The sequence below is a fragment of the Rhizobium sp. G21 genome (assembly GCF_014158035.1).
GTDB lineage: Bacteria > Pseudomonadota > Alphaproteobacteria > Rhizobiales > Rhizobiaceae > Rhizobium_E.
In genome coordinates, this window is the sequence record NZ_JACFXW010000001.1 from 3,776,757 (window position 1) to 3,801,605 (window position 24,849).

The following is a 24,849-nucleotide window of genomic DNA, read 5'->3' on the forward strand; positions in this document are numbered from 1 at the left end:
CGAAAACCTTGGCGTTTGAAGCTTCTCACGCCTATATCAACCTGACAAGGACCAGAGCCCAGCATGCGTTTTTCCAACTCCTTCCTCGATGAACTGCGCGACCGCGTTCCGATCTCGGACGTGATCGGTCGGCGCGTGACCTGGGACAGGAAGAAGACCAATACCGGCCGTGGCGATTACTGGGCCTGCTGCCCGTTTCATGGCGAGAAGTCGCCGAGCTTTCACTGCGAGGACCGCAAGGGGCGCTATCACTGTTTCGGTTGCGGTGTGTCGGGCGATCATTTTCGTTTCCTGATGGAGCTCGACGGCGTGAGCTTCCAGGACGCGGTGCAGTCGATCGCCGACATCGCCGGCGTCGCCATGCCGGCGCCCGATCCGGAAATGGCGCGGCGCGAGCGCGAGCGACACAATCTGTTCGACGTGATGGAGCTGGCCACGCAGTTCTTTCAGGATCAGCTGCAGACCTCAGCCGGCGCCAAGGCGCGCGCCTATCTTCGCGACCGCGGGCTGACGGGCCGGACGATCGAGACCTTCCGGTTGGGCTATTCGCTCGACAGCCGCAATGCGCTCAAGGAGTTCCTGGCCGGCAAGGGCGTCGATCGCGAGCAGATCGAGGCCTGCGGCCTGGTCGTTCATGGTCCCGATATTCCGGTGTCCTATGACCGGTTCCGCGACCGCATCATGTTCCCCATACTGTCTGTCAGGGAAAAGGTGATCGCCTTCGGCGGACGCGCCCTGTCGCCGGATGCGCCGGCCAAATATCTCAATTCCAACGAGACGGAGCTGTTTTCCAAGGGGCAGGTGCTGTTCAACCACGCCCGCGCCCGCCGCGCCGTGCAGGGAGCCGATGGCGCCGGTACGGTGATTGCGGTGGAAGGCTATATGGACGTCATCGCGCTGGCCCAGGCGGGCGTCGACAATGCCGTGGCGCCGCTCGGCACGGCGCTGACCGAGAACCAGCTCGATCTCTTATGGAAGATGACGTCGGTGCCGGTGCTCTGCTTCGATGGCGACGGCGCCGGCCTGCGGGCCGCCTCGCGCGCCGTCGATCTCGCTCTGCCGCATCTGAAACCCGGCCAATCCCTAAAAATCGCGCTTCTGCCCGACGGCAAGGACCCCGACGATCTCGTCAAGACCGAGGGGCGGACGCCCTTCGACAAGGTCATCGCGGAATCGCGTCCGCTCGCCGAAATGGTCTGGCTGCGCGAAACCACCGGCGCTAGCTTCGACACGCCGGAAAAGCGGGCCGAACTCGAAGCGCGACTGAAGACCGTGACGCAGGTCATCGCCGATGAAAGCGTTCGCCGTCATTATCAGCAGGACATGCGCGACCGGCTCTACGCCTTCTTCTCGGCGTCGTCGCCGCAGGGGCAGGCGCGCGCCAATTTCAAGCGCGGCCAGGGAGGCGGGCGAGGCGGCCCGCAGCAGCAGAACAACAGCCCGTCGCGGCAAGCGCCGGTGTCCGACCGGTTGGCGAAGTCGGGTCTCGTTTCCGGCTTCCGGGCTCTGCCTTCGCTGCGGGAAAGCGTGCTGGCGATGACCATCGTCAATCATCCCGGTCTGTTCTTCGAAGATTACGACGAAATCGCCCATCTCGAATTCGAGAACCGGGACATGCAACGTTTCTGGCAGGCGGTGATGTCGGTGGCCGCGGCCAGCGGTCCCGGGCTCACGCGAGAAGACCTGATGACGGCGCTGGAAGTGCAGGGCTTCGAGAGCCTGCTCGCCTCGCTCGAACAGCAGATCCGCTATGCCCGCGTCTGGATCGCCACCGAACAGGCGGCCATCGAGGATGCGCGCGAGGGCTATCGCCAGGCGCATGCGCTCCATACCCGCGCCCGCGCCCTGATCCGCTATCGCCGCGAACTCGAACGGGAAATCGGCGACGCGATCGAGCGTGGCGCGGAGCAGGAGGTCGAACAATTGCTCTCGGCCCTCAAGGAAAACCAGCTGGAATCGCTTCGGCTGGAAAGCCAGGAGGCGCTGATCGACGGCTTCGGCGTGATGTCGGGACGGGTCAAGGGACCGGCGACGGGGCACTGATGCGAGATCGCGGTTGTTGCCGCTTCTCGCTACATGTTCTTCGTGCGAATATCACCAAGACCAGAACTTACTCCGATTGGTTTGACCGCCTCCGCGATGCGAAGTCGCGCATAACCGTGCGTATCTTACGCCTTGCTTTGGGTCGTGCTGGAGATGCAAGGGCTTTGGGATCGTGCCTCTATGAAATCCGTGTCGACCACGGCCCCGGCTACCGCATGTATCTTGTACATGGAAGTCGTGAGATTATCTTGCTGCTCTGCGGCGTCGATGAAGGCTGCCGTCACCGCGAGATCGAAACCGCAAGAAGGCTGGCGCGAGATGGTCGAGAAGGAGCATGACGGCGATTCAAGCGCCTGGAATGTCGTCGATTGTCTCGGCACGAAAGAGGCGACCGAGCGTTTCTTAAAGCCGCTATAATAAAAACGCCGCGAAGATCGCGGCGTAAGGAAGTTCCATTTTGGCGACTATTACTTCTGGCGCGCCTTGCGGGCGGCGTATCGGCGGTCGCGCTCGGCCTTGCGGCTGGCTTCGTCGCCGACCACGCGGGCAATACGTTCTTTTTCGGCCGCTTCGCGGGCTTCGGTTTCCTGCCGCGCTGCGGCGGCGATTTCAGCGAGGCGGGCCTCTTCGGCGAGACGCTCGCGGTCACGCTCTTCGGCCTTGACGCGGTCGCGTTCTGCGCGGCGCTCGTCGCGGGCGGCGGCGATGGCTTCGCGCTCGGCGAGCTTTTCCGCCAGCGCGGCTGCGCCGGTTTCGCGGGCCGTGCGGTAATTGTCGAGCAGCGCCTTGCGTGCGGCGGCTGCGCCGTTGCGGCGGTCGTTCAGATCCTGGTTCTTCTGGTGTTTCAAACTCTGTTCCGTTTCTAATCGTCGTGGCGCCGCGGGCAGTCGCCGCGGCTTGAGGTCAGAGGTCGCCTTCGGGCCGCGAGGCGGCGAGGTCGGCGGCTTCCTTGGCCTTGCGCATTTCGCGCAGGCGATTGGTCTTCTCGTTGCGCGCAGCCTCGATTCCCTCGTTTTCCGTGAGAAGTCGGTTGCGGGCGAGCGATTGGGACTGCGTCTTGAGGAAGGCTTGTTCGGCCTTCTGGCGTGGCTTGCTGAGATCGCTCAAGAGAGTGTCCTTGCGGGATGATATCCCGGTTGCGCCGCGGACGGCGGTTCGCGACGACTGTCGCGGAAAACAAAAAAGCCAGGCGAGGCCTGGCTTTCGAGGTCAGCGTTGCGATGCCAGTACATCCGTGGTCATCGCTTCACCGAAATTCATCAGGCAGCGCGAAGCTGGCCCGCGGACATCTTGCCCGACTTGCGGTCACGCTCGAGCTCGAACGAAAGCTTCTGGCCTTCGACGATGGAGCCCAGGCCGGCGCGCTCGACGGCGGAGATGTGGACGAAAACGTCCTGGCTGCCGTCGTCAGGCTGAATGAAGCCGAAGCCCTTGGTGGCGTTGAACCATTTTACTGTGCCAGTGGTCATGACGAACCCTTTCTTAGCAATTGCATTGCCGTGGCGCGAAAATCGCGCAACGGATTTGGTGATCGATTTTTGAGGGGAGTTCGTCGACGGCGCGTAAGCGCGAAAACAAAGTCTAGCAGCAAATATCGTGATCTTCATATAGGCCGCTATGCTCGCGGCGTCAACCATTAGTTTTTCGGAAAGCCGATCTCTTCTACTTTTTGCTGCCCTTTTGCCCGCATAGGGTCCCGGTTCGAGCGATCCGGACCCGGGGAAGTCCATCACCGCGCGCAGCGCCGGTTGGTCGCGGGCCGCCGCGCCCATGTCGCTTTCAGCCTATCGGATGTCGTCCGCGCCCTCTAGCCTGAGCGGATTGATGACGAGGAGACCGCCATGACCGCCGCCTATATTACCGAACCCGCCCGCGAGATCGAGGTGATTCACAGGACCGACGTGCTGGTGATCGGCTCCGGCCCCGGCGGATTGTCGGCGGCATTGGCTGCGGCGCGAACCGGCGTCGAGGTGGCGCTGGTCGAACGCTTCGGCTGTTTCGGCGGCAATATCACCACTGTCGGCGTCGAGGGTTTCGCCTGGTATCGCCATGAGCAGACCGTGGAGGCCGGCGGCATCGGCTGGGAGTTCGAGGAGCGGGCGAAAGCCATGGGCGCGGCCTATCCCGAAAGCCAGTCGCTGTCCTATGAACTGGATTCCGAAGGTTTCAAGCTGGTGGCGGACGCGCTGGTGGAAGAAGCCGGCGTGCGCGGCATGCTGCACCGGCAATTCGTCGCCCCGATCATGGACGGCGACCGGATCATCGGCGTGGTCACGGAATCCAAGGCGGGCCGCGAGGCGATCCTCGGTAAAGTGGTGATCGACGCCACGGGCGACGCCGACATCGCCGAGCGGGCAGGGGCTGTGACCCGCAAGACGCCGGTCGAGGAGATGCAGGCGGCCTCGGTGATGTTCCATCTCGCCGGCGTCGACAAGCGCGCCTTCATGGCGGGCGTCAAGGCCGATCCGCAGACCTATGGCGACTGGTCGACAGGCGAATGGCAGATCGAGACCTTGGGCAAGGAAGACCAGATGTTCTCGCCCTTCCTCGCCAAGCCCTTCGCCCAGGCCATCAAGGACGGCGTCATTCCGCGCCATCTCAACACCATCGCCGGCACCTGGGGCGTGGCGCATGACACGGGCGAGCTCACTTACATGAACCTCGTCCATCTGGCCGGTTGCGACGGCACCGATCCGGATTCGATGACAAAATTCGAGATCGAAGGCCGCAAGCAGGCGATGCTGGCGATCGAGGCGCTGAAGCGCTACACGCCCGGCTGCGCCGGCGCGCGGCTCAGGAATTTCGGCATGACGATCGGCATCCGCGACACGCGCAAGATCGATGCGGTCTACAACATGACCGAAGGCGACGTGCGCCATGAGGCGCGGTTCGAGGACACGATCGGCATCTATCCCGAATTCATCGACGGCTATGGCGTGCTGATCCTGCCAACGACAGGCCGCTATATGCATATTCCCTATCGCGCCATGCTGCCCAAGGGGTGAAGAACCTGCTGGTCGCCGGCCGCGCCATCGGCGGCGACCGTATCGCGCACGCCGCCACCCGCAACATGGCCTGCTGCGCGGTGGCGGGCCAGGGCGCGGGCGTCGCGGCCGCGCTCGCGGTCAAGAGCGGGCGGGATGTGGATGCGGTGGATATCGGTGCGGTGCAGGCGGAGCTGACGCGGCAGGGCGTGCGGGTTCAGTGAGAGCGACGGGATGCTGAAGACGGCGCGGCGGGCGAGGCCGCGCCGGTGGAGCCAACTTACCAGATATCGGCGCCAGTTACTATCGAGCCTTCATCGAAAGAGATCGGCCCAGTATATGTGTGTTTTCCATCGGAGAGCACCGTGACCGGTTGAGCGCCTTCGGTGAAGAAATCTTTATCTGGACCTGGGTCTCGCCTTTTGCTGCAATGATGTCTCCATTGTCATCGATTGACGGAAAACTATCTGTCGTTATGATCAGATCGCCTTCATAGTTCATGAAGTCGAGGTCATCGATATCCGTGTTGAACACAAGGGTGGCGTCCGCTCCCTTCGTGAGTTCGATTTTGACGGTGGCGTCATTGGCGACGGTGATCAGATTGTCGCCGCCATTGTCGATGATGGTGTCGTTGCCGCTGGCGAGATAGGCGTCATCGCCCTTTCCCCCATTCAACAGGTTGCGGCCCTCGCCGCCGGCGAGGAGATCGTCGCCCGCCTGTCCATAGAGCTTGTCGCCGCCGCCGCCTGAAAGCAACGTGTCGTCGCCCTTGCCGGCCAGGACATAGTCATGCTCGCGGCCGCCATACAGCGTGTCGCTCCCCGCGCCGAGATCGAGCGCGAAGATGCTGACGGAATTGGCCTTGCCGATGGCCACGGTCACGACATCATTGCCGCCGGCGGCGGACAGCCGCCAATCGAAACGTCCCGACACGGTATAGCTTTGGGCTGCATTGCTGTCCGTCGAGATCTTGTCGAACAGTTCGTCGGTGGCGGTCGTGAAATATTTGGAAATTTTGTTGGTCATGTCGCTCTCTTTCTCGGCTCACCAGAGATCGGCGGCTTCGATGGATTTGTTGTTGGCGAGATCGAGGAGATCGTCGTTCGAGACGGTTTTGCGTGTGCCGTCGAAGAAAATGCTGGACTTCTCGATGTAACCGCCATCGAAGAAACGCAGGATGTCAGCCGTGTAGTCTGTATTGTCAAAGCTGATGATCAGGTTGTCCCCTGACCGCGTAAACTTGGTCTCGGAGGCGGCCACGTCGTAGAATGCGAGCAAGTCGGAACCGCTGAGATCGAGGATTGTGGTGTCGCTCGTCTGGCCGAAGACGAAACGATCATTGCCGCCGCCGACATCGGTAAATCTGTTGTCGCCGAGAATGTCGTTGAAAAAGTCATTCTGGGAACCGCCAATCAGCCTGTCGTCTCCCGTCTCGCCAATCAGTGTGTTTTTCCCGTCGCCGCCGTAGAGCGTGTCGTCGCCGTCGCCTCCATCGAGATAGTCATTGTCGGCATCGCCATAGATCACGTCATTTCCGGCGTCGCCATAGAGGCTGTCATTGCCGTCTCCGCCCATGAGCGTATCCCGACCGAGGCCGCCCAGCGCCATGTCGGCGCCCTCACTGCCCCGCAGTTCGTCGCGTCCGCTATCGCCATAGATTGTGTCGCTGCCGACGCCGCCCAGCAGTTGGTCATCGCCATTACCGCCATAGAGTTTGTCGTCGTCGTCTTCTCCCCGGATCACGTCGTCGCCGATGCGGCCGAACAGGGTGTCACTGCCGGTTCCGCCGTAGACGCGGTCATTGCCGGAACCAGCTGAAATCCAGTCGTCATGTGTTTGGGACGCTTTCAGCCGGAATGTCTCGCTCGATTCTTCGCCATATATGACATCGTTGCCGGCATCGCCGAGGATCGTGTCGGAGCCGTTGCCGCCATAAAGAACATCTCGCCCCGAACCGCCGCTGAGAAGATCGTCCCCATCTTTCGCGTCGAGCATATCCCGACCGCTCAGGCCTGCCATCCGGTCATCGAGATTTGAACCGATGATGCTCTCGTCATCGCCCAACGTTCCCACTCTTTGCACCAATTTCAGCCCCCTGTTGTCACAAATGTCGTGAGCCGAGAGGTAAGGTGATTTGCTGCGTTGTGCAAGCAATGGTATAAAAATAATGATTGCATTATATTAGGTTGTGATTGTGTGTATTGTTCTGTTTGTCTGTTGTCATTGACCTCCCCAGCCGAATGGCGTTTTTTGCGCCTCGTCATTCACAGGTGATTCAGCATGAAAACGGCAATCGTACTCGGCGCGGGCATGGTGGGTGTGGCCACTGCGCTCGACCTTCAGGATCGCGGCTACAAGGTGACGCTGGTCGATCGTCGGCCGCCGGGGCGCGAGACGAGTTTCGGCAATGCCGGCATCATCCAGTCGGAATCGGTCGAGCCCTACGCCATGCCGCGCGGCGTCCGGGAATTGTTCGATATCGCAATAGGACGCAGCAACGACGTGGTCTATGCGATGCGCGAATTGCCCGGTCATCTCGGGCCGCTCTTGCGCTATTGGTGGCATTCCGAAAAGGGCCGCCATCGCGCCATCTCGACATCCTACGCCAGCCTGATCGCCCAGGCCGCCGGCACGCATGATCAGCTCATCCGCCGGGCCGGCGCCGACAATTTCATCCAGCGCTCCGGCTATCGCACGCTTTATCGATCGCAGGCGAAATTCGAGGAAGGGCTGCGCAAGGCCGAGGACATCCGCGCCGCCTTCGGCACGAAATTTCGCGCGTTGACGGCTGAAGAGACGCTCGCCGAGGAGCCGGGGTTGACGGCTGCCGGCGCCGGCTCCATTCACTGGATGGAGCCGTGGACGGTGGCGAGCCCCGGCGATCTCGTCTCGGCCTATGCGGCGCTGTTCGAGCGCGAGGGCGGGACGTTCGTCGAGGCGTCGGTGGAAGAGCTGCGCCAGAGCGTGTCGGGTGAGGAATGGCTGGTGCGCACCGGCGCGGGCCTTCTCAATGCGCGGCATGTGGTGATCGCGCTCGGCGTCTGGGCCGGTGGCGCGCTGAAGCCGCTGGGGTTGAATTTCCCGATGGTGCTGAAGCGCGGCTATCACGCCCATTACGCCTCGCCGCACCCGCTCGGCCACACCACCATGGACACCGAAAACGGCTATGTGCTCGCCCCCATGCAGGCCGGCACGCGCATCACCACCGGCGCGCATCTGACGCTGCCGGGCAAGCCGCCTGTCTATCGCCAGCTGGAGCGGGCGGAGAAAGCGGCGGGCGAATTGATGGCGCTCGGGACTCGCGTCGAGGACACGCCCTGGTCCGGCACGCGGCCCTGCATGCCGGACATGCTGCCGGTCATCGGGCCGGCGCCTAAGCATCGCAATCTCTGGCTCAATTTCGGCCATGGCCATCAGGGCTTCACGCTCGGTCCGGCCTCGGCGCAGCTGCTCGGCGCGATGATCGAAGGGAGCACGCTCCCCGTCGATTCGGCGCCGTTCCGCGCCGACCGCTGATCCCTCTGCGTTGACGCGGCGTTTGATCCGCGTCGCGCAGGGGAAAGGCCCTGTCTCGTCTGCGGCGCGATTTCGCCGCGCCCTCCGCTGTGCGCCGCGATGAAGCATGCTATCACCGCTGCATCGGTTGCAGCGCGGAGATACAAGCATGACGACGGCCTTTCTCGACCATCTCAGAACCGAGCTCGACGGGTTGAAGACCTCAGGTCTCTACAAGGCCGAGCGGGTGATCACCTCCAAGCAATCGGGCCAAATCGAAGTCGCCTCCGGCGCGCATGTGCTCAACTTCTGCGCCAATAATTATCTCGGCCTCGCCGACAATGACGAGATCACGGCCTCCGCCAAGCAGGCGCTCGACCGCTATGGATACGGCATGGCCTCGGTGCGCTTCATCTGCGGCACGCAGGAGGAGCACAAGCAGCTGGAAGCGCGGATTTCGCGCTTCCTCGGCCTGGAAGACACGATCCTCTACTCCTCCTGCTTCGACGCCAATGGCGGACTGTTCGAAACGCTGCTGAGCGAAGAGGATGCGATTATCTCCGATGCGCTGAACCACGCCTCGATCATAGACGGCGTCCGCCTCTCCAAGGCCAAGCGCTTCCGCTACGCCAACAACGACATGGCGGCGCTGGAAGAAGAGCTGAAGAAGGCCGAGGGCAGCCGCTTCAAGCTGATCGCCACCGACGGCGTCTTCTCGATGGACGGCATCATCGCCAATCTCGGCGGCGTCTGCGACCTCGCCGAACGATACGGCGCGATGGTGATGGTGGACGACAGCCACGCCGTCGGTTTCGTGGGCAAGCATGGTCGCGGCTCCGCCGAACATTGCGGCGTCGAGGGCCGAGTGGACATCATCACCGGCACGCTCGGCAAGGCGCTGGGCGGCGCGTCCGGCGGCTATACGTCGGGCAAGGCCGAGATGGTGGATTGGCTGCGCCAGCGGTCGCGTCCCTATCTGTTTTCCAACACGCTCGCGCCGGTGATTGCGGCTGCTTCGCTGAAAGTCTTCGACATCATCGAAGGCGGCGATTCTCTTCGTGCGCGACTCTATGACAATGCCGCGCTGTTCCGCTCGGAGATGACCAAGCTCGGCTTTACGCTCGCGGGCGAGGGGCATCCGATCATTCCGGTGATGCTGGGCGAGGCGACGCTGGCGCAGGAGATGGCGGCGCGCATGCTGGAGAAGGGCGTCTATGTCGTCGGCTTCGCTTTTCCGTGTGGTGCCGCGCGGCCAGGCCCGCATCCGCACCCAGATGTCGGCGGCGCATAGCCGCGCCGATGTCGAGAAGGCGATTTCGGTGTTCGCCGAAGTGGGCAGGGAGCTTGGGGTGATTTGAAGGGTGCGACAGGGAGTGTCCCCTCCCGGCCTGCCGGCCACCCTCCCCACAGGGGGGGAGGGAGACTCGGGGTTGCTCCTGCCCACTCCACCAACAGCGAGCGGTGGAAATGAACGGGCGCCACATGCTTCCCTCCCCCTTGTGGGGAGGGTGGCCGGCAGGCCGGGAGGGGCTCTCGCGTGAGACAACAATATGAGGAAAAACCAATGTCCAACATGATGCGCGCACTGGTGAAGGCCAAGCCCGAGATGGGCCTGTGGATGGAGCATGTCCCGGTGCCCGAGCCGGGCCCGAACGACGTGCTGATCCGGGTGAAGAAATCTGCGATCTGTGGCACCGACGTGCATATCTGGAACTGGGACCAGTGGGCGCAGAAGACCATTCCGGTGCCGATGGTGGTGGGGCATGAATTCGTCGGCGAGATCGCCGAGATCGGTTCGTCGGTCACCAAATACAAGGTCGGCGAGCGGGTGTCGGGCGAGGGGCATATCGTCTGCGGCAAATGCCGCAATTGTCGCGCCGGCCGCGGCCATCTCTGCCGCAACACGCTGGGCGTCGGCGTCAACCGGCCCGGCTCGTTCGGCGAATATGTCTGCATTCCCGAATACAATGTCGTGCCGATCCCGGACGACGTGCCCGATGAAGTGGCCGCAATCTTCGACCCGTTCGGCAACGCCGTGCACACCGCTTTGTCCTTCGATCTCGTCGGCGAGGACGTGCTGGTCACCGGGGCAGGGCCGATCGGCATCATGGGCGCGATGGTCGCCAAGCGCTCCGGCGCGCGCAAGGTCGTGATCACCGACATCAACCCCGTCCGGCTCGAACTCGCGCAGAAATGCGGGATCGATTACGTCGTCGACGCTTCCAGCCAGGACCTCAAGGAGGTCATGCGCGAGATCGGCATGAAGGAAGGTTTCGATGTCGGCCTGGAAATGTCGGGCGCCCCGCCCGCCTTCCGCTCGATGATTGACACGATGAACAATGGCGGCAAGATCGCCATTCTCGGCATCGCCCCCGAAGGCTTCGGCATCGACTGGAACAAGGTCATCTTCAAGATGCTGACGCTCAAGGGCATCTATGGCCGGGAGATGTTCGAGACCTGGTACAAGATGATCGCCTTCGTGCAGGGCGGGCTCGATCTCGGCCAGATCATCACCCACCGCATCAAGATCGATGAGTTCCGCGACGGCTTCGAGGCCATGCGCTCGGGTAACTCCGGCAAGGTGGTGATGGACTGGGCGTAACCGACGCTTCCGGATGCGACCGAAAAGGCCGGCCGTCGCGCCGGCCTTTTTCCTGTCACCCAGGTGACAGCGCGCCTCCTCCGATCGTGGCAAAAACGCTCTCGTCACGATCGATTAACGAGGTGTTAACCATGTTGAAGCTGTTCGCCTTTTTGCTGCTCGGGCTCGTCACATTTTCGACATGCGCGTCCGTCATCAGCGCCACAGAACACAGCGCGGCGCGCGTCGCCGCAAACCAAGCCGTCCGTTGAAAGCCGCCTACCATGAAGATCATCTATTTCATCCTGTTCGCCCTCGTCGCCACCACCTTCGGCGCCTCCGCTTTGGAACTCTCCACCCGCGAAGCGAGCGCTTGCACGCTGACGCTCTGCAACTGACCGCCCGACGCCTGCCGGGCCGTTCGGGCCCGCCGTGATCGCGGGCTCATCGCCGCGCGGAACTCAATCCTTCCGACATCGTTGTTGAAGCCGAAAGTCTCCGTCGTCAGCGGAGCTTTGCTGTGTTTCGATCAGGAGGTTCCGATGACCGACATTCTCTGGACAAAACCGGTCAAGGTCGCCACGGGACGCGGCTATCGCGTGGTGGCCGGTCCTTCCCAGGCGCTCGACTGTCTCGAAAACTGGCAGGGCGGCAAAGGCCGCTTCTACAGCCACGCCCGCGACATCTGCCGCTCCGCCCTCGCCGCGCCCGAGAAGGCCGGCAAGGCGCGCGAGGCCTTCGTCGCCGCCCATCTCGACGCCGCCATCCCCTTCGCCTGATTTCAGGGCGAGAAATAGCCGCTCATCCCGACGGAGGCCGCGGACTTCGCGCCACCGTCGAGATAAAGCGCCAGCCGGTCATACTGCACCCTGTTGAACAAAGCTCCGGTGATTTTCGCCGCGATCAGGGGCGCGCCGCGCAGCGCTTCGGAGAGCGTTGCTTCGTTTACGCGACCCCAGTCCACCACCAACAGAATGCCATCGGCCGAGCGTGCGGCTTCTTCCGCGGAGTGGCCGGCGGCAAGCGGCGGCAGGTCGATCACGATCAGCTCGAAGTCGTCTCTCGCCTTCTCGATCTCCGAGGCCGGGTCGAGGTCCGGCAAAGGGCCGCCTTCGGCGCGCGGCGGCTCGGGACAGGCGAGAAGCGCCAGCGGCGCGGAGGGATGACTCAGCACCGGCAAGAACGCCGCGCGACCCGGGCCTTGCTTCGGCTCCTCTACCAACACATGTCCGGCGAGACGACGGGACGCTTCGGGATTGACGCGATCCGCATCCACCAACAATGTCCGCTTTCCTCTCATGGCGTTCAGGCTTGCCAGATTCGCCGCAATGGTCGTCTTGCCCTCTCCGGCGCCGCAGGACACGACGCCGATGACCACGGTGGATTTCTCCCGGTCGGCGGCTGTGACATGCGACAGGGTTTTCCGGATCGCGTCCGTCATGCGGGACCGGGGATTGTCTATGGCGTGGCGGTCGAGCATGTCGGCCATTCGGATCGCATCCGGGCGGCAGATGGGAAAGGCCGAAAAATCGGGATGAAACAGCGGCGGCCGTTCTATCAGGGGAATCAGGCCGAGCACGGGCGCGTCGACGAGGCGCCGCAGCCGGTCGGGCCTGCGAAGCGATCGATCCGAAAAATCCCGAAGGATGGCCGCAGCGAGCGCCAGCGCCAGGCCGAGACTCGTGGCGATGAAGAGCGAAAGAGCTTTTCGCGGCGAAGACGGCTGCGTCGGCAGCGTCGGCGGCGAAATCACCGCCGCGGCGATTTCCGGCAGGCTCACCTCCTGCCGCGCAGTATCCAGCCGGGCGAGATGGTCGATATAGAGGCGGCGGGCGTTGTCGGCCCGGCTTTCGAGATCGCGCAACGTCACCTGCACGGCGTCGAGATCCGACTTCTCGGCGCCGGCTCTGCCGATATCGGCCATAAGCGCCTCGACACGGGCCCGCGTCATCTCCGCTTCCGAGCGATAGGCGGCGGCGATGCGCGATAACTCCTCGAACATCTGGCGACGATACTCCTCCGCTTCCCCCTTCAGCCGCCGCGTCTGCTGATGCTCGGCGCCGTATTTCGCCGCGAGATCGGCGCCGCGTCTGCTGGCTTCGAGATATTGCTGACGGAGTTCATTGACCAGCGGGCTCGCCAGGCTCTGGGCGACGGCGGCGTCCAGGTCGCCGCCGGTGAGGATGGCTTCGAGTTTCCTGTTGCGGGCGTCCGCCTGTCCGAGCTCGGCCTGGGCGAGCACCAGCTGTTCCGTCATGCTGATGAGGCGCTGATCGCCGATCAGCCGGCCGTTGCTGGCGAGCAGGCCATGTCGCCGGCGGAAGGCTTCGACCGCGTCGTCCGCGGCCAGAGAAAGCCGGTGAAGCTCCTCAACCTTGCCCGACAGCCAACCGACGGCTCGCCTTGCTGCTTCCGCTTGAGTGCGGCGGCGAGCGTCGAAATAGGCTTTCACCACCTGTCCCGTCATCGCCGCCGCGGCCTCGGGACTTCGGGCGGAATATGTGATCGACAGCACCGACGAGTCCCCCAGCCGCCTCACCGTCAACCTGGTCTCCAGCAGGGCGAGGGCTTCGGTGACCGGATCCGCCGTCCTGTCTCGCCCGAGCGCCGCACGCAACCATTGAACCAGCGCATGAGGACGCTGACGCGCGAGGTCCTCGGTGTGAAATCCGGCTGCGTCAGCAGACCGCCGTCGACGACCAGCCGCCTCAGGGTTTCGCCCGACTTGATCAGCTCCATCTGGCTTGCGAGGTTTTCGTCGAACGTCGCCGCTGGATCGGCGCCGACCGGCTTCCGCCAGTAGTCCGGCTCTTCGGCGAGGATGTGGATGCCGGCGCTCGACTGATAGGTAGACGTCGCCAGGGCGAGATAGCTCGCCCAGGCAACGAGGCTTACGACGAGGATAGTTGCCACAAGCCGGAATTGGCGGCGACAGACGAGCCAGAGCCGTGCGAGCGGATCGGCGGCGTCGTCGCGTTCCAACGCGGCAGGGGTATGCGATGGATGGTCTGCCTGCTGCATGATCGGCGAACCTCGACTGTCGCTTCGGCGCCGAGGCCGAGCTGAAGCAACGGTTGCAAAACGAAGAATGAGCTGAATGGGGTCGATGCGCACAACGAGAGGTCGTAGTTAACGATGGATTTGCAAAAACGGCAAGAGCTCTCGGCGTCTAAATGAAATCGCGCGTTAGGCGCGAATGACGCCGCCTTGTCACAGAAGACATAAATGATGTGCATGACCGGGAAATCTCTGCCGCCGTCTTCGCCCGGCTTTGACATCGCCGCGCCGTTCGCGCAGAGATGGCTCGCCATTTCGAGAAGGATTTCGAATGCGTTATCTGATCACGGGGACAGCCGGCTTCATCGGCTTCCATCTTTCTAAGCGGTTGTTGGATGAAGGTCATTTCGTCGTCGGCTTCGATGGCATGACGCCGTATTACGATGTCTCCCTGAAAGAGCAGCGGCATGCGATCCTGGCGCGCTCCAACGGCTTTACGCCCGTGATCGGCATGCTGGAAGACAAGGCGGCGCTCGACCGCGCCGCAGAGATCGCCGAGCCGGAAATCATTATCCATCTCGCCGCTCAGGCCGGCGTCCGCTACAGCCTCGAAAATCCGCGCTCCTACGTCGACAGCAACCTCACCGGCTCGTTCAACGTGCTGGAACTGGCGCGCGAATTGTCGCCCAAACACCTGATGATGGCGTCGACCTCGTCGGTCTATGGATCGAACGAAAAGATACCCTTCGCTGAAGCGGACCGGGCCGACGAGCCGATGACGATCTATGCGGCGACCAAGAAGAGCATGGAGTTGATGGCGCATTCCTATGCGCATCTCCACAAGATCCCCACCACCGCCTTCCGCTTCTTCACCGTATACGGACCCTGGGGCAGGCCTGATATGGCGCTGTTCAAATTCGTCGACGCCATCCGCAAGGGCCAGCCGATCGACATCTATGGCGAAGGCCGGATGAGCCGCGATTTCACCTATATCGACGACCTCATCGAAGGCATCGTCAGGCTGACGACCGTGGCCCCCGCCGAGGACAACCGCGTCACGGTCGACGGCGTCGCCGACACCCTGTCCCCGCAGGCGCCGTTCCGCGTCGTCAATATCGGCGGCGGCCAGCCGGTGGACCTCATGCGTTTCGTCGAAACGGTGGAGGCGGCGCTCTCGACGCCCGCGATCCGCAACATGCTGCCGATGCAGCAGGGCGACGTGCCCCGCACCTATGCCGCTCCTGATCTTTTGATGGCGCTGACCGGCTTCAAGCCGGAAATCGAGCTGGAAGAGGGGGTAAGGCGGTTCGTGGAGTGGTTCACCGAGCACTATGCGCGGTGAAACGCTGCTGAATGTCGAAATAAAAAGCCGCCGGGGCGACCCAGCGGCTTTTTGTCGGTCGAGACAGGACTCTTCAGCCCTTCTTCGCCTTGCCGATCGCCGTGTAGCGGAACCCGCTCTTGGCGAGCTCCGCGGCATTGTAGACGTTGCGTAGATCCACCACCACATCGCCGGCCATGGTCGCCTTGAGCTTGCGGAAGTCGAGCGCGCGGAAAGCGTCCCATTCGGTGACCAGCACCACGGCGTCGGCGCCGTCGGCGATCTCGTAAGGGTCCTTACCATAGGTCACGTCGCCGAGCATCGGCTTGGCCGCTTCCATGCCTTCGGGGTCGAAGGCGTGCACCTGCGCTCCGGCGTCCTGCAGCGCCTGGATTATGGCGATGGAGGGGCGTCGCGCATGTCGTCGGTATTGGGCTTGAAGGTGAGGCCGAGAATGGCGATCTTCTTGCCGCGCACCGAGCCGTCGCAGGCGGCGATGACCTTGCGGCCCATGGCGCGCTTGCGGTTGTCGTTGATGGCGACGGTGGTCTCGATCAGCCTGACGGGGCTATCGTAATCCTGGGCGGTCTTGACCAGCGCCAGCGTGTCTTTCGGGAAGCAGGAGCCGCCGTAACCAGGGCCGGCATGCAGGAACTTGTCGCCGATGCGCTTGTCCATGCCTATGCCCTTGGCGACCTTCTGCACGTCGGCGCCGATGGTCTCGCAGAGATCGGCGATCTCGTTGATGAAGGTGATCTTCATCGCCAGGAAGGCGTTGGCGGCGTATTTGATCAATTCCGAGGTGCGGCGCTCGCAGAAGAACAACGGCGCTTCGTTGAGATAGAGCGGGCGGTAGACTTCACGCATGGCGTCCATGGCGCGCGGGTCTTCCGCGCCGACGACGATCCGGTCGGGACGCTTGAAGTCGGAGATAGCGGCGCCTTCGCGCAGGAATTCGGGGTTGGAGACGACGGCCACATCCTTGTCCGGGAATTCTTCGCGGAAGATGCGTTCGACTTCGTCGCCGGTGCCGACGGGCACGGTGGACTTGGTCACGATGACGGTGAAGCCGGTGACGGCGGCTGCGATTTCGCGCGCGGCGGCATAGACATAGCTCAGATCCGCATGGCCGTCGCCGCGGCGCGAGGGCGTGCCGACCGCGATGAAGACGACGTCTGCCTCCGCGACGGCGGTGGCGAGGTCGAGAGTGAAATCGAGCCTGCCGGCTGCGGCATTGTTGGCGATCAACGCTTCGAGGCCGGGTTCGAAAATCGGCGATTTCCCAGCCTTCAGCGCGTCAATCTTAGCTTCCGACTTGTCGACGCAGGTAACGTGGTGCCGAAATCCGCCAGGCAGGCGCCGGAGACGAGACCGACATAGCCCGACCCGATCATGACGATGCGCATATAGTTCTCCAGTCCGTCTCTATGGCGATCGACATCGGGATCGCGAGTCTTGTTGTGCTGGATGGTCTTCTATCGCGCCGCAGTTTTCAGGACAATGACATCTTCACGGATCCGATCGGTTCTTGATGGACTTCGAGCGCATCAGCGCCGTCGTTACGGCAGCGGCGAGCGCCGCGAGGCCCGAGCCCGTCAATCCCAAAATCGGCAGCAGCAGGATCGAAAGCGCGATCGACAGCGTTGCGCCGAGGAGAGACAGGCCGGCATAGATGCGGTGGCGTTCCTGTCCGATGAGAACGACGTTCAAGCCGTCCGACAGGCTGCGCGCGCCGGCGGCGAACGACAGCAAGCACAGTGAAACGGCCGCCGCGCCGGATGTTTCGATGGAGTGGATGTCCGCAATGACGAGACAGGCGAGAACGAGCGCTGACAGAGCCGCAACGAACACCCAAGCCAGACGATGGCAGAGCGGCTTGAGAAGCGCCTCAGAGCATTCGCGGTCCCGGGCCGAAGCGATCAGGCGCGGCAGGGCCGGCTGAATGACGGCCGAGGATACGAGAATCTGCAGGGACTGGGCGATAGCGGCGCAAACACTGTAGATCCCTATCGCTTCGAGGCCGAGCATGGCGGCCACCAAAAAACGATCGGCATAGAGTTGACCTACCAAGCCGAGGTCCGCGGCGTAGATGAAGCTCGAACTTCGCAGGCCGCTCCTCAGCCAGCCGAAGTCGACGCCGATTGCCCGCCACGATGTCTTCGCGATCGATGGCGCGAGCGTCGCCAACGCAACGACATGGCCGACGATCCAGAACAAGATCGTCGCATCGAGAGAACACACGGCGTCAAACCGTGACGCGGCGATGAGGAAGAACGGAATCCAGCCTGCAGAGCGGATAAACAGCATGAGATTGGCGCGTCTGGCGCGACCAAGAGCGATGAGGATGACGTGGACGTCGAGCGCCAGCGTTTCCAGGGCGACGATGGCCAGCGCCGGCGCGACCGGCAGGGTGGGGATCGGTGTGGTCGTGAAAACGATCGCAAGCGCAGCCGCCGCCGCCGCGCCGACCGAGACTGCGGTGACTGCGAGCCGGGTGGCGATCAGCCGCGGCGCGCGGCGCCGATGCAGAACGAGGCCCCGCGTCAGCAGGTTGTTGAGCCCCCAGCCCAGCGCCGCCGGCGCGATCGCCGCCGTCGCGGTGACCAGCGCGAAAACTCCAGCCGCCTCCAGGCCCAGAAGCCGGATGAGCGCGAGCGGCAAGAGGAAACGCAAAGCGAGCGCCACTCCGCGCAAGACGAAGGCGAAGGCGCCTGTCATCACCTCGCTGTCCACGCCGCCGCTCCCATGGTCTCCCCCAAATCCGGTTGTGGACAGGCTAGCAAAGACGACGCAAAGTGGAAGCGGGGTCCGGGGGAAAGAATGGAAAAGGACGGCGTCTGGAACAGAATTCGCGCGGATTACGACAGAGCGCGGCGGGGCGCAGGCGGCTCGGGTCATACGGGCTGGCTCCGAACGCTCAGCCGGCCGGGCTTCGCCTGCGCGCTGCTGCGCCGGATGCAGGAGGCGGTGGGGCCGGTTCCGGTGATCGGGCGTCCCCTGCGGCGGCTCGTCTGGCTTTGGTCGGTTTACGCCTTCGGCTCCGATATCGCCATCGAGGCGGAGATCGGCGGCGGGCTCTATCTGCCGCATCCGCACGGCGTCGTCATCGGGGCCTGCCGCATCGGTCGAGGCGTCACCATCCTGCAGAATGTGACGCTCGGAAGCAGACGGCCGGGGAGACGGCGGCGCCGGTGATCGGCGACAGCGTGGTGATCTCGGCGGGCGCCGTCGTGCTCGGCGGCGTGCTTGTCGGCGAGGGCGCAGTCATCGGCGCCAATGCGGTGGTGCTGATCGACATTCCCTCAGGCGCGACGGCGGTCGGCAACCCGGCGCGCATCCTGCCCGAAAATGTCGGCTGAGCCGATTTCATCCCCCTTCTCATGGGCGCTCTTACACTGATGCGGTCGAAACTGGAGACCGCAACATGACACTCGCATCGCTACTTTCCCTCTCGCTCGGGCGCGCCTCGCCGCCACGCCGCCATGCGCTGACCGGCCTCGGCGCGGATGGCCGCCGTGTGCTTCTCACCTTTGCCACAGCCGGCGGCCGTTCCCCTTTGTTCGGGAGGGCGCCCCAATGACCGGGGATATCGAAAACGCTGAAATCCGGGCGCTGACCCATCTGATCGGCCATGATGCGGCGGGCCTGTTCGGCCGCGCTTCCCTCGGCGCCTGCCTCGCGCCGCGATCGCCCAATCTTTTGGCGGTCATCGGCGACAGCACCGCCGAACAAGTCCATCTCGACTCGCAACGGCGCAACCGCGCGGCCTACAACCATGTCTTTCTCGGCTCCGCGATGGCCGGCGCCAGGCTGATCTTATCCGGCAATTTCGGCAAGTCGGGCGACAGGACCGACCAGACGGCGGCCCGCCTGCCGGCCGCCTTGTCCTCGGGCGCGGGCGCGCTCTATATCAGCGAGGGCATGAACAACTTCTCGCAGGCGCCTTATACGCATGCGGTCAGCGGCGCCGTGGTGACGCCGGCGCAGGCCGGCGCCCAGGCGTTCGCCGACACGCTCGCCAAGATCGACGCCGCGCTCGCGCTGGGCCTCAAGGTGATCGTCGCGCTCTGCGCCGGGGCGAGCAACTTCTCCGCCGCCATGATCGGGCAAATGTGGATCTACAATCAGGCGCTGCGGCGGGCGGCGGAATTGAGGCCCAATCTCTGGCTTCTCGACATGCCCGCCATTCTGCATGATCCGGCGTCGACGCCTGTCTCGATCGCCTTCCGCGCCGGATATCTGCACACGGGCGATGCGGTGCTGGCGCATGAAAGCGTCACCGGCGCCTATCACGCCGCAAAAGCGTTTGCGGAGATTCTACGCGAGGTGATGCGGCCGTTGCCGCGCAGCCGGGTGTCCCGGGCGAACCAGCGCTCTGCGGACAATCGGCTGCAACTGGCGCTCAATCCGCTGTTCAACGCGACGTCGGGCGCCGCCGGCGTGCTCGGTGCGGGCGGATCGCTCGCATCGGGCACGACGGCCGTTCCCTATGAGTGGACGGTCGCGCGCAGTTCCGGCGACACCACGACCTCGTTTCAGTTGGGCGTGGAAGCCAATGCGGAAGGCGGCAACGATCTGGTCATCGCCTATAGCGTCAGCACCGCCGGCGGCGGCCTGCGGGTCTATCAAGATCTCGCCGGATCGTCGTCCTTCTGGCAGGCGGGCGACGTGCTTCAGGGCTTTTCGACGGTGACGATTATGGCTGGCTCTGCCGGGCTTGCCTGCGCCCGGCCCTATATCGAGATCAACGGCGTCACCGCCGGCGTCGGCGCCACCATGATCGCCTCGGGCGTGATGAGCGATACGGCGCATGGGGTGTTTCCCACGGTCGAGACTTTCGTGCTCGAAGACGCGACCGAGCCGATCGCCGTGCCGGCCTACGACACGAAGGGCTATCTCAGCTTCAAGGCGCTGGGTCTCATTTGCGCTGCGCCAGGCGCGGGCGTCGTCCGGCTGCGCATGCCGCATCTCGATGTCAGGTCGACGCTGATCTGACGGATGACGCCCATTCGGATCGCGGCGCCGACGCGCGCCGCGGCTCCGAGAAGACCCCGCTCAACATATAGCCCGCCATCATGGTGAGAAAACTCGGCGCATAGGCCTGCACGGTCAGTCCATAGAGATTGAAGAGAATGACGATAGCGAGCTTTGCGCGGGATGTTTCTCGCGCGAGGCCGATAATGGCGGCGGCGAGGAAGAGCAGATAGGCGGGACCGAACATCAGCAGGCTGGTCAGGTGAAAATTGTCGAGCGGCGTCGAAAGCGCCGCTCTTTCGCTCAACCTCATCGGCGTGGCGAAGCAGCCGAGGCCGCAGCCGGTGACGAGGCCGCTGGGATGTCGGCGACCACGAGAAACGGCGCGGCCCAGGTGGTGACCGCCCGGTCCGCGAAACTGGCGAAGAGGGGCGGCAGTGTTTCGCTGTCGACGGTCGAAAACAGCAGCATCATGAGCGGCGGCGCGAGGATCGTCGCGAAGGACGCCGAGGCCAGCACACGCAGGACGGCATGAGCGCCAAAGGCAGGAGCGGGCGCCACGATCAGCGGCCGGAGCAGGCAGAGGACGAGGAAGGCAACCAGACCCGTCTTGCTCGTCGTCAGCCACAAAGCGCCGCCACAGATCGGCGCGAGCGCCCAGAACAGCGTCGGCGGCAGGCGCGGCGCGGTGAGCGCGCCCAGAAAGACGATCATCGCCGCCGTCAGCGCGCTGTCTCCCGACAAGCCGCCATAGCGGGCTACGCCCTGTTGCCACCAATATTTCACCGCCGACTTCGCGCCGGAAAAACTCTGATAACCGGTGTCCGCCCAGGGATAGGCGGCATATGGCTCGGCGAGCGCCGACATGCAAAGCGCGACGAGAAGAACCGTCAGCACAGCAACGGTGAAAACGCTTTCGTCCACCCTGCGCTGGAAGAAAATCAGGCCGGAGAATACGGGCAGGATCATCTTGATGGCGGCGAGCGCCATCAGCGGCCGAGGGCCCATGAAGGCGAGCGCCGCCGCAAGCGAGGCGACGAGGCCCGCCAGCAACAGCAAACCGAGCATCCTGCGATGCGCCAGCTGGAGTGCAACGAAGATCGCAGCGGCGCCGGCCGCTGCGACATCGGCGAAATACCAGAGCAGCCCGACCCCGATTTGTTCGAGGCCGGCGCGCAGCGCGCCGGTGCCGGCGTCGCGACAGGCGAACAGGATCAGGCCGAACAAGGCGTAGCGACCGATCATGACGTCGGCGCGATGTGCTGTCGGGCAAACAGCAAAGATTTGTTCACCACGTCTCGGCATCGCGCTTCGTGAGCGACCTCGAAAGAACCGATTGTTAATCGCCCGGCCCTTAGCGTCCTCCCAAACGCGACGAGATACCGTTGCGCGAAGATACCGGATTCGAGCGCTGAACCGAACCGGTTGTCCCAGGAAGAGACGGCTGCGCCATGACCGAGACCAAGACCATATCGATTTCCGGACGCGAGGTTCATCCCGCCGGCAAGGCGGTGGTCGTGTTCGGCGGCGCGGGCTTCATCGGCTCGCATCTCCTGCGGCGGCTGGCGTCCGAAGGGATCGGCAAGCTCTATTCGGTCGATATCCGCAACCCCAAGATCCGCGTGCCCGGCGTCACTTACGTATTCGGCGATGTGCGCAACCTTACCGATTTCTCGGTGCCGGACGCCGTCGGCGCGATCTATAATCTCGCCGCCGTCCACACCACACCCGGCCACGCCAACCATGAATATTACGAGACCAATATTCAGGGTGCGACGGAGGTGACGGCCTATGCCCGCCGCGCCGGCGTCGATTCCATCGTCTTCACCAGTTCGATCTCGGTGTATGGGCCGAGCGAGGATGTGAAGACCGAGGACACGCCGCCAGATCCCGAAAGCGCCTATGGCTGGTCGAAATGGCTGGCTGAGGGTGTTCATCGCAGCTGGCTGTCGGAACAGCCGTCGCGTCAGCTGATCATCACGCGCCCCGCCGTGATCTTCGGACATGCCGAGGGCGGCAATTTCACCCGTCTCGCCAAGCTCATGCGCGGCGGCCTGTTCGTCTATCCCGGCCGCAAGGACACGGTGAAGGCCTGTTTCTATGTCGAGGATCTCATCGACGCGCTTTTTTATGCCCGCTCCCTGAAAGTGCGGTCGGTCCTGTTCAACGCCGCCTATCCCGACCACTACACGATCGAGGAGATCGTCAAGACGTTCAAGGCCGTCCATTTCCCCAAAGCGCGCGAAGTGCTGGTGCCGCGCTGGGTGGTGATGACGGCGGCGCGGCTTCTCCGGCCGCTGGCGCTGTTCAATCTCGGCATACACCCCGACCGCGTGCTCAAGCTCGTGCGGTCGACCGACGTCCTGCCGCTCTGGCTGCTCAATCACGGCGCCGTGCGGCGCGGCATGCTGGCTTCCGCCTTCGCGCGCTGGAGCGCCGATACGCTCGGAACCTTCGACAATCTGGGCGTGGAGCATGTCGAGATGCTCCGGCGCGCGCAGGATCGGCAGTCCGTGCTTGGCGATGAAGCGGGCCAGACTGCGCAGATGCAGACGGCAGGCGCGGCTCAGGAGGCGGCCGGCGCTGGCTCGGCGATGTTCATGGATCAGCCGGGCGCCGGGCAGGGCGAGCGTCAGAAAGCCGGCTTTGCCCAGCCTGAGGCCGAAATCGACATCCTCCATATAGAGGAAGAAGCCGGCGTCCATGCCGCCTACGGCGTCGAAGGCGCTGCGCCGAGCAAGAAATCCGCCGCCTAGCGTCCAGCCCACCGCAAAGGGCCGCCCCTCCGTCCATTCGCGGCGCATGAGATGGCGATCGATACGCGCCTCGCACATCCTCGCGAGGCCCGGGAGGCGCCGCGCAACGATGTCCGCGAGGCTGTAGAAGCGACGGCCGGCGAACTGGCGCTCCCCGCCGGCGATTGCAGGTCGAGACCGATCGCGCCGATCTCCGCCCTCTTGCTCAGAAGATCGAGCGCCGGCCCGAGGGGATTGTCGACGAACAGCATGTCTGCGTTGAGAATGAGCAGAGCAGGCGCCGAACCCGCCGCCGCTCCGATATTGACGCCGGCGGCGAAGCCGCCGTTGCGGCTCGGTCGGATCAGGCCGACGTCATCGCCCCGTCCGGCGGCCAAGGCCGGATCCGGCGTCTCACTGTGATCGACGACGACGATGTGAGCCGGCCGCGCGACGCCATGATCGCGGATCGAGCGGAGCAGCCGCAGACAGGCCTGTGTGGAACAGTGATTGACGATGACGACGTCGAGATCTTCGGGCGCGGTCATGGTGTCACGCCCGGAGCGACGTGCGCCAATCCGACGTTCGGGGCGGGGATCGCCTGCTCGGTCAGGCGCGTCAACAGCAGCTCCCGCGCCGACAGGCTGCCGTAGTGAAAGCGGAGAGCATGATCGCGGCAGGCCCTGGTCGCGGCGCGCCGATCGGATCGACGTTCGGCAATGGCGCGGGCAATGCGATCGACATCGTCCTCGATGTTCAACGTGAGCAGGCGGTCGGCCATGCGGATACGTTCGGGAATGGCGCCGAGCGGGGTCGCCAGGACATCGGCGCCGGCGGAGTAGGCTTCGAGCATACTCAGCGGCTCCGCCTCGTCGGGCAGGCGCGACGGCAGCAGGAGGCAATCGAGCCTGGCGAGAAACGCCGCCTTGTCTTCTCCCTCCAGCCAGCCGTCGACCGTAAAACGCCCCGGCCAGCGTGCGGCAGCCGCCGCGATCGCTATCGCCACGGTTTCGGCACCGCGAGACGGCGCGCCGGCGACGGCGGCATGAAGATCCGGATCGGACCGGAGCAGCTGTTCGAGCAGGTCGAGGCCCTGGAGAACGCCCTTTTCCGGCGTCCAGGCGCCGAGAAGGCCGATGGTGATCGGGCCGTTCTTCCGGGTCGCGCGGGCAGGCGCAGGCAACAGGGCGGCGTTGGAGAGAATGAGGGGCGGCGCGGCCTCCGCCGGCAGATAGCGCGCGGCAAACGTGGTCGCCATCGCGTGGGACAGGAGAATATGGACGGCCCGAGGTCCTGCGGCCCAGGTGAGAGCATGACCGAGCAATGTCGGCGCCGCCCTCAAGGCGCGATAGGAGTGGTGGTGCAGAAAGAGACGCGCGCGCTTCAGCCGAAAAGCCAGCAGCGCAGCCAACAACAGCCAGCCGCCGCGTTGCCCGGGCAGCGACACATAGACCCGGTCGCGCGGCGAGCTCCGAAGCGCCGTGGCGGCGAGACGGAGCGCAGCCGAGACCTTTCGCCATGGGGATGCGCCGAGCGGCAGGCGCCACACGCTCGCCCGCGTTTCGAGCAGCGAGAGCATGAGGCGGTTGGCGACGATCTGCCCATTCGGCGGCCCATCGAGATGGCCCACGAACCAGAGTCGGCCCTCACGCTCCTCCCTTGCCGGTTTTGATATGGCTCCGCCATCGCCTGCGCTGTTGTCCCCGGTCATCGTCTCCC

The 24,849-nt window shown here is 64.2% G+C and carries 24 protein-coding genes and 3 pseudogenes; 13 read left to right on the forward strand and 14 right to left on the reverse strand.

Annotated features, from left to right (window positions below; genetic code table 11):
- Positions 1 to 63: 63 nt before the first annotated feature.
- Genes dnaG through H2O14_RS18820 form a run of 3 tightly spaced genes read left to right on the forward strand, consistent with a single transcriptional unit; the run spans position 64 to position 2,460 of the window.
- Positions 64 to 2,043, forward strand: a complete 1,980-nt coding sequence (gene dnaG, locus H2O14_RS18810; RefSeq protein WP_182828857.1) for a DNA primase — start codon at positions 64 to 66, stop codon at positions 2,041 to 2,043.
- Positions 2,043 to 2,381: a type II toxin-antitoxin system RelE/ParE family toxin gene (locus H2O14_RS29510; protein WP_182828858.1), complete on the forward strand. Its 339-nt coding sequence runs from the start codon at positions 2,043 to 2,045 to the stop codon at positions 2,379 to 2,381. Before dnaG ends, H2O14_RS29510 begins: the two co-directional genes overlap by 1 nt.
- Positions 2,311 to 2,460 (forward strand): hypothetical protein, encoded by a 150-nt coding sequence (locus tag H2O14_RS18820; RefSeq protein ID WP_182829477.1) that lies wholly within the window; start codon positions 2,311 to 2,313, stop codon positions 2,458 to 2,460. Before H2O14_RS29510 ends, H2O14_RS18820 begins: the two co-directional genes overlap by 71 nt.
- A gap of 50 nt (positions 2,461 to 2,510) precedes the next feature.
- Here the strand turns inward: H2O14_RS18820 and H2O14_RS18825 are convergent, their stop codons facing one another.
- From H2O14_RS18825 to H2O14_RS18835, 3 genes are all read right to left on the reverse strand, one after another.
- Positions 2,511 to 2,891 carry a DUF6481 family protein gene (locus tag H2O14_RS18825; protein ID WP_182828859.1) on the reverse strand — a complete coding sequence of 127 codons (381 nt, stop codon included), beginning with the start codon at positions 2,889 to 2,891 and terminating at the stop codon, positions 2,511 to 2,513.
- Between the two features lie 55 nt (positions 2,892 to 2,946).
- Positions 2,947 to 3,150 carry a hypothetical protein gene (locus H2O14_RS18830; RefSeq protein WP_182828860.1) on the reverse strand — a complete coding sequence of 68 codons (204 nt, stop codon included), beginning with the start codon at positions 3,148 to 3,150 and terminating at the stop codon, positions 2,947 to 2,949.
- A gap of 152 nt (positions 3,151 to 3,302) precedes the next feature.
- A complete protein-coding gene (locus tag H2O14_RS18835) occupies positions 3,303 to 3,512 on the reverse strand; it encodes a cold-shock protein (RefSeq protein WP_137155839.1) in 210 nt (69 codons plus the stop codon).
- Positions 3,513 to 3,884: 372 nt separating this feature from the next.
- Here H2O14_RS18835 and H2O14_RS18840 point away from each other — a divergent pair.
- Positions 3,885 to 5,251: pseudogene (locus H2O14_RS18840) on the forward strand (FAD-dependent oxidoreductase).
- Positions 5,252 to 5,330: 79 nt separating this feature from the next.
- On the opposite strand, the gene H2O14_RS18845 reads toward H2O14_RS18840, so the two are convergent.
- Both H2O14_RS18845 and H2O14_RS18850 read right to left on the reverse strand, forming a co-directional pair.
- A complete protein-coding gene (locus H2O14_RS18845; protein WP_182828861.1) occupies positions 5,331 to 6,053 on the reverse strand; it encodes a calcium-binding protein in 723 nt (240 codons plus the stop codon).
- Between the two features lie 18 nt (positions 6,054 to 6,071).
- Entirely contained in the window at positions 6,072 to 7,091 is a 1,020-nt protein-coding gene (locus H2O14_RS18850) for a calcium-binding protein (RefSeq protein WP_182828862.1), read from the reverse strand.
- Positions 7,092 to 7,307: 216 nt separating this feature from the next.
- Between H2O14_RS18850 and H2O14_RS18855 the strand changes: the two genes are divergently transcribed.
- The 3 genes and pseudogenes from H2O14_RS18855 (at position 7,308) to tdh (ending at position 11,124) form a co-directional block, all read left to right on the forward strand.
- Complete coding sequence (locus H2O14_RS18855; RefSeq protein WP_182828863.1) at positions 7,308 to 8,543, forward strand: FAD-binding oxidoreductase; 1,236 nt, start codon at positions 7,308 to 7,310, stop codon at positions 8,541 to 8,543.
- 148 nt (positions 8,544 to 8,691) lie between these two features.
- Positions 8,692 to 9,880: pseudogene (locus tag H2O14_RS18860) on the forward strand (glycine C-acetyltransferase).
- A 206-nt stretch (positions 9,881 to 10,086) separates the two neighbouring features.
- On the forward strand, positions 10,087 to 11,124 hold the full coding sequence (tdh, locus tag H2O14_RS18865) for an L-threonine 3-dehydrogenase (RefSeq protein WP_182828864.1): 1,038 nt from the start codon (positions 10,087 to 10,089) through the stop codon (positions 11,122 to 11,124).
- Between the two features lie 55 nt (positions 11,125 to 11,179).
- On the opposite strand, the gene H2O14_RS18870 is transcribed toward tdh, so the two are convergent.
- Entirely contained in the window at positions 11,180 to 11,398 is a 219-nt protein-coding gene (locus H2O14_RS18870) for a hypothetical protein (RefSeq protein ID WP_182828865.1), read from the reverse strand.
- 247 nt (positions 11,399 to 11,645) lie between these two features.
- Between H2O14_RS18870 and H2O14_RS18875 the strand changes: the two genes are divergently transcribed.
- Complete coding sequence (locus H2O14_RS18875) at positions 11,646 to 11,882, forward strand: DUF982 domain-containing protein (protein ID WP_182828866.1); 237 nt, start codon at positions 11,646 to 11,648, stop codon at positions 11,880 to 11,882.
- Positions 11,883 to 11,884: 2 nt separating this feature from the next.
- Here H2O14_RS18875 and H2O14_RS18880 read toward each other — a convergent pair whose 3' ends face one another.
- Positions 11,885 to 13,618, reverse strand: coding sequence for a hypothetical protein (locus H2O14_RS18880; protein ID WP_182828867.1), 1,734 nt, complete (start codon positions 13,616 to 13,618; stop codon positions 11,885 to 11,887).
- Between the two features lie 26 nt (positions 13,619 to 13,644).
- Entirely contained in the window at positions 13,645 to 14,124 is a 480-nt protein-coding gene (locus H2O14_RS18885; RefSeq protein WP_182828868.1) for a hypothetical protein, read from the reverse strand.
- A gap of 307 nt (positions 14,125 to 14,431) precedes the next feature.
- Here H2O14_RS18885 and H2O14_RS18890 point away from each other — a divergent pair, with 307 nt between their 5' ends.
- Positions 14,432 to 15,442: an NAD-dependent epimerase gene (locus tag H2O14_RS18890; protein WP_182828869.1), complete on the forward strand. Its 1,011-nt coding sequence runs from the start codon at positions 14,432 to 14,434 to the stop codon at positions 15,440 to 15,442.
- Between the two features lie 73 nt (positions 15,443 to 15,515).
- On the opposite strand, the pseudogene H2O14_RS18895 reads toward H2O14_RS18890, so the two are convergent.
- Both H2O14_RS18895 and H2O14_RS18900 read right to left on the reverse strand, forming a co-directional pair.
- A pseudogene (locus H2O14_RS18895) lies at positions 15,516 to 16,827 on the reverse strand (UDP-glucose dehydrogenase family protein).
- 103 nt (positions 16,828 to 16,930) lie between these two features.
- Positions 16,931 to 18,154, reverse strand: a complete 1,224-nt coding sequence (locus H2O14_RS18900) for a lipopolysaccharide biosynthesis protein (RefSeq protein WP_182828870.1) — start codon at positions 18,152 to 18,154, stop codon at positions 16,931 to 16,933.
- A gap of 87 nt (positions 18,155 to 18,241) precedes the next feature.
- Between H2O14_RS18900 and H2O14_RS27710 the strand changes: the two genes are divergently transcribed.
- From H2O14_RS27710 to H2O14_RS18910, 3 genes are all read left to right on the forward strand, one after another.
- A complete protein-coding gene (locus tag H2O14_RS27710; RefSeq protein ID WP_246697701.1) occupies positions 18,242 to 18,616 on the forward strand; it encodes a hypothetical protein in 375 nt (124 codons plus the stop codon).
- Positions 18,613 to 18,780, forward strand: coding sequence for a hypothetical protein (locus H2O14_RS28965; RefSeq protein WP_409526930.1), 168 nt, complete (start codon positions 18,613 to 18,615; stop codon positions 18,778 to 18,780). Before H2O14_RS27710 ends, H2O14_RS28965 begins: the two co-directional genes overlap by 4 nt.
- A gap of 217 nt (positions 18,781 to 18,997) precedes the next feature.
- Positions 18,998 to 20,416, forward strand: coding sequence for an SGNH/GDSL hydrolase family protein (locus tag H2O14_RS18910; RefSeq protein ID WP_182828871.1), 1,419 nt, complete (start codon positions 18,998 to 19,000; stop codon positions 20,414 to 20,416).
- On the opposite strand, the gene H2O14_RS18915 is transcribed toward H2O14_RS18910, so the two are convergent.
- Entirely contained in the window at positions 20,397 to 20,702 is a 306-nt protein-coding gene (locus H2O14_RS18915) for a hypothetical protein (RefSeq protein ID WP_182828872.1), read from the reverse strand. The two genes, H2O14_RS18910 and H2O14_RS18915, sit on opposite strands and share 20 nt — an antisense overlap.
- Before the next feature lie 2 nt (positions 20,703 to 20,704).
- Positions 20,705 to 21,640, reverse strand: a complete 936-nt coding sequence (locus H2O14_RS18920; protein ID WP_182828873.1) for a hypothetical protein — start codon at positions 21,638 to 21,640, stop codon at positions 20,705 to 20,707.
- A gap of 206 nt (positions 21,641 to 21,846) precedes the next feature.
- On the opposite strand from H2O14_RS18920, the gene H2O14_RS18925 reads away from it, so the two are divergent.
- On the forward strand, positions 21,847 to 23,151 hold the full coding sequence (locus H2O14_RS18925; protein WP_246697444.1) for an NAD(P)-dependent oxidoreductase: 1,305 nt from the start codon (positions 21,847 to 21,849) through the stop codon (positions 23,149 to 23,151).
- Here the strand turns inward: H2O14_RS18925 and H2O14_RS18935 are convergent.
- Together H2O14_RS18935 and H2O14_RS18940 are read right to left on the reverse strand one after the other, a co-directional pair.
- Positions 23,148 to 23,678: a glycosyltransferase gene (locus tag H2O14_RS18935; RefSeq protein ID WP_182828874.1), complete on the reverse strand. Its 531-nt coding sequence runs from the start codon at positions 23,676 to 23,678 to the stop codon at positions 23,148 to 23,150. The two genes, H2O14_RS18925 and H2O14_RS18935, sit on opposite strands and share 4 nt — an antisense overlap.
- A complete protein-coding gene (locus tag H2O14_RS18940) occupies positions 23,675 to 24,841 on the reverse strand; it encodes a glycosyltransferase family 4 protein (RefSeq protein ID WP_182828875.1) in 1,167 nt (388 codons plus the stop codon). Before H2O14_RS18940 ends, H2O14_RS18935 begins: the two co-directional genes overlap by 4 nt.
- Between the last annotated feature and the right edge of the window lie 8 nt (positions 24,842 to 24,849).

Bases quoted from the DNA above. Each gene is read 5' to 3' on its own strand.
- dnaG (WP_182828857.1), top strand. From the start codon at position 64: ATGCGTTTTTCCAACTCCTTCCTCGATGAACTGCGCGACCGCGTTCCG.
- H2O14_RS29510 (WP_182828858.1), top strand. From the start codon at position 2,043: ATGCGAGATCGCGGTTGTTGCCGCTTCTCGCTACATGTTCTTCGTGCG.
- H2O14_RS18820 (WP_182829477.1), top strand. From the start codon at position 2,311: ATGAAGGCTGCCGTCACCGCGAGATCGAAACCGCAAGAAGGCTGGCGC.
- H2O14_RS18835 (WP_137155839.1), bottom strand. From the start codon at position 3,512: ATGACCACTGGCACAGTAAAATGGTTCAACGCCACCAAGGGCTTCGGC.
- H2O14_RS18845 (WP_182828861.1), bottom strand. From the start codon at position 6,053: ATGACCAACAAAATTTCCAAATATTTCACGACCGCCACCGACGAACTG.
- H2O14_RS18855 (WP_182828863.1), top strand. From the start codon at position 7,308: ATGAAAACGGCAATCGTACTCGGCGCGGGCATGGTGGGTGTGGCCACT.
- tdh (WP_182828864.1), top strand. From the start codon at position 10,087: ATGTCCAACATGATGCGCGCACTGGTGAAGGCCAAGCCCGAGATGGGC.
- H2O14_RS18870 (WP_182828865.1), bottom strand. From the start codon at position 11,398: ATGATCTTCATGGTAGGCGGCTTTCAACGGACGGCTTGGTTTGCGGCG.
- H2O14_RS18875 (WP_182828866.1), top strand. From the start codon at position 11,646: ATGACCGACATTCTCTGGACAAAACCGGTCAAGGTCGCCACGGGACGC.
- H2O14_RS18885 (WP_182828868.1), bottom strand. From the start codon at position 14,124: ATGCAGCAGGCAGACCATCCATCGCATACCCCTGCCGCGTTGGAACGC.
- H2O14_RS18890 (WP_182828869.1), top strand. From the start codon at position 14,432: ATGCGTTATCTGATCACGGGGACAGCCGGCTTCATCGGCTTCCATCTT.
- H2O14_RS27710 (WP_246697701.1), top strand. From the start codon at position 18,242: ATGGAAAAGGACGGCGTCTGGAACAGAATTCGCGCGGATTACGACAGA.
- H2O14_RS18910 (WP_182828871.1), top strand. From the start codon at position 18,998: ATGACCGGGGATATCGAAAACGCTGAAATCCGGGCGCTGACCCATCTG.
- H2O14_RS18920 (WP_182828873.1), bottom strand. From the start codon at position 21,640: ATGATCGGTCGCTACGCCTTGTTCGGCCTGATCCTGTTCGCCTGTCGC.
- H2O14_RS18925 (WP_246697444.1), top strand. From the start codon at position 21,847: ATGACCGAGACCAAGACCATATCGATTTCCGGACGCGAGGTTCATCCC.
- H2O14_RS18935 (WP_182828874.1), bottom strand. From the start codon at position 23,678: ATGACCGCGCCCGAAGATCTCGACGTCGTCATCGTCAATCACTGTTCC.
- H2O14_RS18940 (WP_182828875.1), bottom strand. From the start codon at position 24,841: ATGACCGGGGACAACAGCGCAGGCGATGGCGGAGCCATATCAAAACCG.